The sequence below is a fragment of the Trebonia sp. genome (assembly GCF_049794275.1).
Classification (GTDB): Bacteria; Actinomycetota; Actinomycetes; order Streptosporangiales; family Streptosporangiaceae; genus Trebonia.
This window is the reverse complement of record NZ_JBARCR010001255.1, coordinates 1-7,968: the sequence shown is the minus strand read 5'-3', so window position 1 is coordinate 7,968 and position 7,968 is coordinate 1. Positions and strand designations below refer to the sequence as shown.

General features: G+C 70.9%; 8 protein-coding genes and 1 pseudogene. 4 read left to right on the top strand and 5 right to left on the bottom strand.

Annotated features, from left to right (window positions below; all coding sequences use genetic code 11):
- Positions 1 to 498 (bottom strand): IclR family transcriptional regulator (locus WA805_RS30750; protein WP_425244079.1); only part of this gene is annotated, 498 nt, incomplete at its 3' end.
- A 69-nt stretch (positions 499 to 567) separates the two neighbouring features.
- Between WA805_RS30750 and leuC the strand changes: the two genes are divergently transcribed.
- The 3 genes from leuC to WA805_RS30735 all read left to right on the top strand — a co-directional run bounded on the left by leuC (position 568) and on the right by WA805_RS30735 (position 3,146).
- Positions 568 to 1,995 carry a 3-isopropylmalate dehydratase large subunit gene (leuC, locus tag WA805_RS30745; RefSeq protein WP_422273804.1) on the top strand — a complete coding sequence of 476 codons (1,428 nt, stop codon included), beginning with the start codon at positions 568 to 570 and terminating at the stop codon, positions 1,993 to 1,995.
- Between the two features lie 16 nt (positions 1,996 to 2,011).
- Complete coding sequence (leuD, locus tag WA805_RS30740) at positions 2,012 to 2,617, top strand: 3-isopropylmalate dehydratase small subunit (RefSeq protein WP_422273802.1); 606 nt, start codon at positions 2,012 to 2,014, stop codon at positions 2,615 to 2,617.
- 190 nt (positions 2,618 to 2,807) lie between these two features.
- Positions 2,808 to 3,146 carry an HU family DNA-binding protein gene (locus WA805_RS30735; protein ID WP_422273800.1) on the top strand — a complete coding sequence of 113 codons (339 nt, stop codon included), beginning with the start codon at positions 2,808 to 2,810 and terminating at the stop codon, positions 3,144 to 3,146.
- Between the two features lie 130 nt (positions 3,147 to 3,276).
- Here WA805_RS30735 and WA805_RS30730 read toward each other — a convergent pair whose 3' ends face one another.
- From WA805_RS30730 to WA805_RS30715, 4 genes are all read right to left on the bottom strand, one after another.
- The gene (locus tag WA805_RS30730) at positions 3,277 to 4,413 is read right to left on the bottom strand and encodes a D-alanine--D-alanine ligase family protein (protein WP_425244078.1); all 1,137 of its coding nucleotides are present in this window, start codon (positions 4,411 to 4,413) and stop codon (positions 3,277 to 3,279) included.
- A 185-nt stretch (positions 4,414 to 4,598) separates the two neighbouring features.
- The gene (locus WA805_RS30725) at positions 4,599 to 5,825 is read right to left on the bottom strand and encodes a trans-sulfuration enzyme family protein (RefSeq protein ID WP_422288913.1); all 1,227 of its coding nucleotides are present in this window, start codon (positions 5,823 to 5,825) and stop codon (positions 4,599 to 4,601) included.
- Between the two features lie 4 nt (positions 5,826 to 5,829).
- Positions 5,830 to 6,834: an NAD(P)H-dependent glycerol-3-phosphate dehydrogenase gene (locus tag WA805_RS30720; protein ID WP_424560348.1), complete on the bottom strand. Its 1,005-nt coding sequence runs from the start codon at positions 6,832 to 6,834 to the stop codon at positions 5,830 to 5,832.
- Complete coding sequence (locus tag WA805_RS30715; protein ID WP_422274500.1) at positions 6,831 to 7,616, bottom strand: lysophospholipid acyltransferase family protein; 786 nt, start codon at positions 7,614 to 7,616, stop codon at positions 6,831 to 6,833. Before WA805_RS30715 ends, WA805_RS30720 begins: the two co-directional genes overlap by 4 nt.
- A 44-nt stretch (positions 7,617 to 7,660) precedes the next feature.
- Here WA805_RS30715 and WA805_RS30710 point away from each other — a divergent pair.
- A pseudogene (locus WA805_RS30710) lies at positions 7,661 to 7,968 on the top strand (hypothetical protein); the annotation flags it as partial.

Sequence of the window (7,968 nt, the reverse complement as noted above, 5' to 3'; positions counted from 1 at the left end):
GGCCAGCGTGGCCGCGGTGAACTTGGCGCCGCGTAGCCCGCGGTGCATCCGCTCGCCCTCTTCCCAGGCGAGCAGCACCTGCGCGGCCGAGCCCGCGGTCATCGGCAGCGCCGCGCCGACCGGCACCGTGTCGCGCAGGCCGCTGGCTCGCTCGGCGGCGGCGACGCACACGCGGACGTCGCCCTGCCTGCGGTACAGCTGCGCGCTCTCTCCGGTCAGGTCACGCAGCTGGACGAGCACCGGCTGGGCGAACGCGAGCAGCCTGTCTTCTCCGGCGGCCGAGGCCAGCTCGGCGATCCGCGGTCCGAGCACGAACCTGCCCTGCACGTCCCTGGCGAGCAGCCGGTGATGCTCGAGCGCGACGGCGATGCGGTGGGTCGTCGGCCGAGCCAGGCCGGTGGCGCTGACGAGTTGCGCGAGGGTGGCAGGACCGCTCTCCACGGCGGCGAGAACCCAAACGGCTTTGTCCAGCACGCCGACGCCACTAGTATTGTTCATGTGCTGATATTGCCGTCTCAAATCTTGAGACGCAACTTCAAGGGAACCTAGCCAGAGGAGATGGACCGCATGAGCAGCGCGCCTCGCACGCTCGCGGAGAAGATCTGGGATGCCCATGTGGTGCGCAGCCAGCAGGGTGAACCAGACCTGCTCTTCATCGACCTGCACCTCGTGCACGAGGTCACCAGCGCCCAGGCCTTCGACGGCCTGCGTGCCGCGGGCCGCAAGGTCAGGCGGCCCGACCTCACGATCGCGACCGAGGACCACAACGTCCCCACGAATCCCGGCATCGGCCCGGGAACGCCGATCGAGGGTCCGGGCAGTCCGGTGTCCGACCCGGTCTCCCGCATCCAGCTCGAGACGCTGCGCAGGAACGCCGACGAGTTCGGCGTCCTGCTGCATCCGATGGGGGACGCTGGCCAGGGCATCGTGCACGTCATCGGCCCGCAGCTCGGGCTGACCCAGCCGGGCCTGACGATCGTCTGCGGTGACTCGCACACGTCCACGCACGGCGCCTTCGGCGCGCTGGCGTTCGGCATCGGTACCAGCGAGGTCGAGCACGTGCTCGCCACCCAGACGCTGCCGCAGATCAAGCCGAAGACGATGGCGATCAACGTCGAGGGCGCGCTGCCCGACGGCGTCACCGCCAAGGACCTGATTCTCGCGATCATCGCGCAGATCGGCACCGGCGGCGGCCAGGGCTACATCGTCGAATACCGCGGCGAGGCGATCCGCTCGCTGTCGATGGAAGGCCGGCTGACGGTCTGCAACATGTCCATCGAGGCCGGAGCGCGGGCCGGCCTCATCGCCCCTGACGAGACCACGATCGCCTACCTCAAGGGCCGCCCGCACGCTCCGCAGGGCACCGACTGGGACGCGGCGGTCGAGTACTGGCGGAGCCTGCCGACCGACGAGGGCGCGGTCTTCGACCGCGAGGTCACCATCGACGCGACCACGCTGAGCCCGTACGTCACCTGGGGCACCAACCCCGGCCAGGCGCTCCCGCTCGGCGCGTCCGTGCCCGCGCCGGGTGAGACCAAGGACCCGAACGGCACCGAGCGGGCCCTCACCTACATGGGCCTGACGGCCGGCACGCCGCTGCGCGAGATCACGGTCGACACGGTCTTCGTGGGTTCCTGCACCAACGGCAGGATCGAGGACCTGCGCGCGGCCGCCGGCGTCATCAAGGGCCGCAAGGTAGCCGACGGCGTCCGCATGCTGGTCGTCCCCGGCTCGATGCAGGTCCGCGCGCAGGCCGAGTCCGAGGGGCTCAACGAGGTCTTCACGGCGGCCGGTGCCGAGTGGCGCAGCGCGGGCTGCTCGATGTGCCTGGGCATGAACCCCGACACCCTGAAGCCGGGGGAGCGCTCCGCCTCCACCTCCAACAGGAACTTCGAGGGCCGTCAGGGCAAGGGCGGCCGCACCCACCTGGTATCACCGGTCGTCGCCGCCGCGACCGCGGTCACCGGCCGCCTGACCGCCCCCGCAGACCTCTAAGGAGACCAGGATCATCATGGAACCGTTCGTCACGCACACCGGCAGGGCCATGCCGCTGCGCCGCACCAACGTGGACACCGACCAGATCATCCCCGCCGTCTACCTCAAGCGGGTCACCCGTGAGGGATTCGGCGACGGCCTGTTCGCCGCCTGGCGGGAAGACCCGTCGTTCGTGCTCAACCAGCCTCGCTACACGGGAGCGACGATCCTGGTGGCGGGGATCGACTTCGGCACCGGGTCGTCGCGGGAGCACGCTGTCTGGGCGCTGCTCGACTACGGCTTCCGGGTGGTGATCGCGCCGCGCTTCGGCGACATCTTCCGCACCAACGCCACGAAGGCGGGGCTGCTCCCCGTCGTCCTGCCGGAGAAGATCGTCGCGCTCATCCAGGACGCGGCCGAGGCTGAGCCGCCGGCCCAGGTCACCGTCGACCTCGATAAGCGCGAAGTCCGGGTGACCGGCGACGCCCTCGCCGAGGACCTGGTCGAGCCGTTCCAGATCGACGACTACACGCGCTGGCGGCTCATGGAGGGGCTTGACGACATCGGACTAACGCTGCGGCACGAGGACGCGATCGGCGCGTTCGAGGCGTCCCGCCCCGGCTGGCTGCCCGTCACGCTGTAGCCTGATTCGCTCACAATGCGGGTGATTTGCGCCCCCGCCGAACCCCTGATTAGGCCCGACACGCAGGCCAATGTTTGCCGAGGTTATTGTGTAGCAGAGCTAGATCGCCTAATTTCGGGCTGGTCAGGGGTTCGCGAAGCAGGCGTGCAGCCCGCCCGCGGCCTCCCAGTGGGGGAAGGCAGGAGTGAATATGAACAAGCGTGAGCTGATCGACGCCATCTCCGATCGCCTGGGGGACAAGAAGACCGCGACCGAGGCGCTGAACGCGGTCCTCGAGGCCATCCAGTCCGCCGTGGCGAGCGGCGACAAGGTCGCGATCACCGGGTTCGGCGTCTTCGAGAAGAGCGACCGCCCGGCCCGCACGGCGCGTAACCCGGCCACCGGCGCCCCGATCGACGTCGCCGCGTCCTCGGTGCCGAAGTTCCGGCCGGGCGCGGACTTCAAGGCCCTTGTCAACGACGGCACCAAGGCGGCCCCCGCGAAGCCGGCGGCGAGGGCGGGCTCCGCCAGGTCCGGCAAGAAGAAGTAGCGGCGGACTTAGCCCGGCGTAGCTCATCGCGGGCGGCGGTACTGGAGCGGAGTGGTCTCCCGTCCGCCGTCCGCCGTTCCTGGCGCTGTGCCCGCGTGCCGCCGCGCGCCGCCGTCCGCAGGCCCTGCGGCTAGCGCGCCCCCGCGGACTTGCGCAGCGCCGTCTGGATGATGCGGTCGATCAGCGCGGGCATCGGCAGGCCGCTCGCCGCCCACATCAGCGGGAAACCCGACGACGGGGTCATGCCCGGCATGGTGTTGATCTCGTTGATGAGGACTTCCCCGGCCGTGGTGTAGAAGAAGTCGACGCGCGCCAGCCCCTCACAGGAGATCGCGTCGAACGCCGCGCACGCGAGCTGGCGGATCCGTTCGGCCGCCGCGGCGGGGATCGGCGCGGGAATGTCCATCCTCGACTCCGCGCCCAGGTACTTGGCCTCGAAGTCGTAGAACGCCGAATGCGGATCGACCACGATCTGCCCGGGGACGCTCGCCTCCGGCGCCCCGCCGTCGATCCCTTCAAGCACGGCGCATTCCACCTCGGCGCCGTCGACGGCGGCCTCCACGAGTACCTTCCGGTCGTACCGCCTGGCGTCCTCGATCGCCGCCTCCAGGTCGTCCAGCCTGGTCACCCGGGAGGTCCCGATGCTGGATCCGCCGCGGGCGGGCTTGACGAACACCGGCCAGCCGAGTTCCGCGATCTCGTCGAGCACGCGCTTGCGCTCCGCCGCGGGGGCGTCAGGGCCCCAGTCCCGCTCGCGGACCACGACGTACCGCCCGATGGGCAGGCCGCGGGCGGTGAACAGCAGCTTCATGTACTCCTTGTCCATGCCCGCCGCGCTGGCGAGCACCCCCGCTCCCGCGTACCTGATGCCGGTCATCTCGAGCAGCCCCTGGATGGTGCCGTCTTCGCCGTAGGTACCGTGCAGCAGCGGCAGCACGACGTCGACGTCGCCGAGCCCGGCGGGGATCTCGGCCGGGCCGGTGATGACGAGCGCGCCGCTCCCCGACCCGGTCCGCGGTGTCACGGACACGCCAGGCGTGGCGACGGCATCGACCGACGGCAGTTCCCCTGATCCGAGCGCGAGCCGCGCGGGGTCGCCGGACGTCAGCACCCACCGTCCGTCGCGCGCGATGCCGACCGGCACGACCTCGTAACGGTCCCTGTCGATGGCCCCGAGGACCAGGCCGGCGCTGGCGCACGACACCGCGTGTTCCGCGCTGCGCCCGCCGAACACCACGGCGACCCTGATCTTGCGCTGCTCGCTCATGCGCTCACCTCCGCTGCCCAGTCAACCCCCAGATGGTAGTGCCTGACCGGCGTCTCGCGGGGGACCACGCCGTTTCGCCTGGCGCCAGCCCTGCACACCCATCCGCGACTCCGCCGCTCAGCAGACGCGGACCCGTTTTCGGCCGCGTCCCGCAGTTGGGCAGCCACGCCCGGCTCCGCGTGGCGCTAGCGGCCGAGGGCCTCCAGGGCCACGAAGGCGTCGCTGATCAGGTCCTCGGCGTCTTCAAGGCCGATGGAGAAGCGGACCGCGCCCGGGTCGATCCCGGCCGCGCTCAGCGCACGGTCGTCGAGCTGGCGGTGCGTGGTGGAGGCGACGTGGGAGGCCTTGGTGTGCGTCCCGCCGAGCGACGTGGCCGGAGCCGCCAGCCGCAGCCTGGTCACGAAGGCGAGCCCCGCGTCACGGCCGCCGTACGGCGTGATCGTCACGATCGCGCCGAACCTGACCCCCTCGGGCCCCGCGTCGAACTGCCGCCTGGCCAGCTCGTGCCCTGGGTGGGTGGGCAGCCCCGGGTAGTCCACGTACGCGACGGCCGGGTGCCTGGCCAGCGTCGCGGCGAACACCGACGCGGTGGCGCACTGGCGGCGCACCCGGACGGGGAGCGTCTCCAGGCCGCGGCGGAGCAGGAACGCGTCGTCGGGGGAGAGTGACCCGCCGGTGTCGATCCTGGTCGCGCGCAGCTGGCTGACGAGCTCGATCGGGCCGGTGACCACGCCGCCGGTGACGTCGGAGTGCCCGCCGATGTACTTGGTCGCCGAGTGCAGCACCAGGTCGGCGCCGTGCTCGAGCGGCCGGCAGATCACCGGCGGGGCCAGCGTGGAGTCGACGACGAGCAGTGCCCCCGTCTCGTGCGCGATGTCCGCCAGCCGCCCCAGGTCGGCGACCGCCGTCGTCGGGTTGGCGATCGCCTCGGTGTAGAGGATGCGGGTGGCGGGCCGCATCGCCGCCCGGACCGCGTCGAGGTCGGAGATGTTCACGAAGCTCGTCTCGACGCCGAACCGCGACAGCACGTTGCGCAGCAGGCTGTAGGTCCCGCCGTACAGCGCGGTGGACGCCACGACGTGCGCTCCTGCCCGCGCGAACGTCCAGAACACCCCCGAGATCGCCGCCATCCCCGACGCGAACGCCTGGGCGGCAGGCCAGCGCGACAGGTTCGCGCCCTCGAGGGCCGCGACCGCGCGCGCGAACGCGTCGACGGTCGGGTTGTCGATCCGGCTGTAGCTGTACCCGGGCACCTGGTCGTTCAGCACCGCCGCGTACTCCTCGGCACCGGAAAAGGCGAACGCCGCCGTCCGGTAGATGGGCGTGCCGAGCGGCCGCTGGGCGGATTCCGGCGGCGGCGGCAGGTGCACTGCCCTGGTGTTCTCGCCGAGCTGCCTTCTGGCTATCTCCACGCGTTTAGGCTCCGTACCACTCCGGTTTGGCTGACCGTGACGCTAGCACCGCGGCGGCTTCCATGACCGGCAGGTGGCCGCCGATCAACGCCGCGACGACCTCGGTGATCGGCATCTCCACGCCGTGCTTGCTGGCGAGCTCGAGCACCGGCTCGCAGGAGGTGATGCCCTCCACCGTCTGGCTGGTGACCGTCCGCGCCTGCGCCGCGGTCATGCCCTGCCCGAGGTGCTGGCCGAACGTCCTGTTCCGCGACAGCGGCGAGCTGCAGGTCGCGACCAGGTCGCCCATCCCGGCCAGTCCGGCCAACGTTCGCGGGTCCGCGCCCACGGCCTCGCCGAGCCTGGCGATCTCGGCCAGCCCGCGGGTGATCAGCGTGGCTTTCGTGTTGTCGCCGAGGCCGAGTCCGACCGCGACCCCGACCGCGATCGCGATGACGTTCTTCACCGCGCCGCCGAGCTCGCAGCCAGTCACGTCGGTATTAGAGTAGGCCCGGAAGTACCCGGTGTGGCAGGCGCGCTGCAGCAGCCGGGCGCCTGACTCGTCGGAGCAGGCGACCACGCTCGCCGCGATCTGGCGCTCGGCGATCTCCCTGGCTAGGTTGGGCCCGGAGACCACGGCGACCCGGGACTGTGGGACGCCGAGCACCTCCATGATCACTTCGCTCATCCGCTTGGAGCTGCCGACCTCGATCCCCTTCAGCAGGCTGACCTGGAGCGCGCCGGGCGGGATCAGCGGCGCCCACGACGCCAGGGACGCCCGCAGCGTCTGCGCGGGGACCGCGAAGACCACCAGGTCCGCGCCGTCGAGAGCCGCCGCGGGGTCGGTCGTCGCGGTCAGCGCGGCAGGCAGCGAGATCCCCGGCAGGTACCGGGGGTTCTCGTGGCCGGCGTTGATCGAGTCGGTGATGGCCGTGTCGCGCGCCCACAGCACCGCCGGCGTGCCGGCGTCCCAGAGGACCTGCGCGAACGTCGTGCCCCACGATCCGGCGCCGAGCACCGTAGCCTTCACGTGCTGTCAGCTCCGGCTTCGGTCGCCGGCGCCGCGGCGGAGCCGGTGGCGGTCCTGGAGTCGGCCGGGATCGTTCTGGATACTAGGGACGGATCGTAGAGGACAGCCGGCGGCTCTTCGTCTCGCAGCTTCGCGACCAGCGCCGTCACGTCCGCCATGATCGCGGCGGTGGCCGCGCGCAGTGCCTTCGCCGATGTCTGCTGGCCGGCCCACTGCGACAGGTCGACCGGCGGGCCAGCGATCGTGCGCACGGTCTTGCGCGGGAACAGTTTGGGCTTCTTACTGCCGTACGGAAGGATGTCGTAGGTGCCCCAGTGCGCCACGGGGATCACCGGCGCGCCGGTGGACAGGGCCAGCCTGGCCGCGCCGGTCTTGGACACCATCGGCCACAGGTTGGGGTCGCGCGTCGCGGTCGACTCCGGGTAGATGACCACGGCGGCGCCTTCCGCGAGCTTCTTCTCCGCGTCCTTGAGCACCAGGGCGGCGTCGGCCCGGCCGCGGTGCACAGGGAGCTGTCCCGCCTTGTGCAGGAACGGGCCGATGAATTTGATCTTGAAAGCCGAATCTTTGATCAGGAACGTCGGGTACCGTCCGGACACGTGGAGGAACAGCGAGTCGGTCCCCCAGTCCACGTAGGACAAGTGATTGGGGGCGATGATTACGGGCCCTTTCCTGGGAATGTTCTCCCGGCCGGCCCACTTGTTCCTGATCAGCAGTGTCAGCACTGGTCGCAGCACGATGACGGAGATCAGCCGCCACGTGGGCGAGTAAGACTTGCTCATCGGGGAGGCCTTCCCATGGTCCGGTTCCGCACGTCATGCACGTCATGCTCTACATTCTGCCGGTGGTCACCTGCATGACCGAAGATGCCCTGTTCACCTGGACAGTGGTGCTGCCTGTCAAGGTACTAGCCCGCGCCAAGTCCAGGCTCGCGCTCCTCGCCGGTGCACGCCGCGCGGACCTGGCTCTCGCCCTGGCGTCGGACACCGTTTCCGCGGTTGTCGCCTGTCCTGACGTCACGCGCGTGCTGGTCGTCACGTCCGACGCGAAGGCGGGCTCGCGGCTCGCGGCGCTCGGCGCGATCGTCGTGCCTGACGAGCCGGACGGCGGGCTCAACGCCGCGTTGCGCCACGG

Bases quoted from the DNA above. Each gene is read 5' to 3' on its own strand.
- leuC (WP_422273804.1), top strand. From the start codon at position 568: ATGAGCAGCGCGCCTCGCACGCTCGCGGAGAAGATCTGGGATGCCCAT.
- WA805_RS30730 (WP_425244078.1), bottom strand. From the start codon at position 4,413: ATGAGCGAGCAGCGCAAGATCAGGGTCGCCGTGGTGTTCGGCGGGCGC.
- WA805_RS30715 (WP_422274500.1), bottom strand. From the start codon at position 7,616: ATGAGCAAGTCTTACTCGCCCACGTGGCGGCTGATCTCCGTCATCGTG.
- WA805_RS30735 (WP_422273800.1), top strand. From the start codon at position 2,808: ATGAACAAGCGTGAGCTGATCGACGCCATCTCCGATCGCCTGGGGGAC.
- leuD (WP_422273802.1), top strand. From the start codon at position 2,012: ATGGAACCGTTCGTCACGCACACCGGCAGGGCCATGCCGCTGCGCCGC.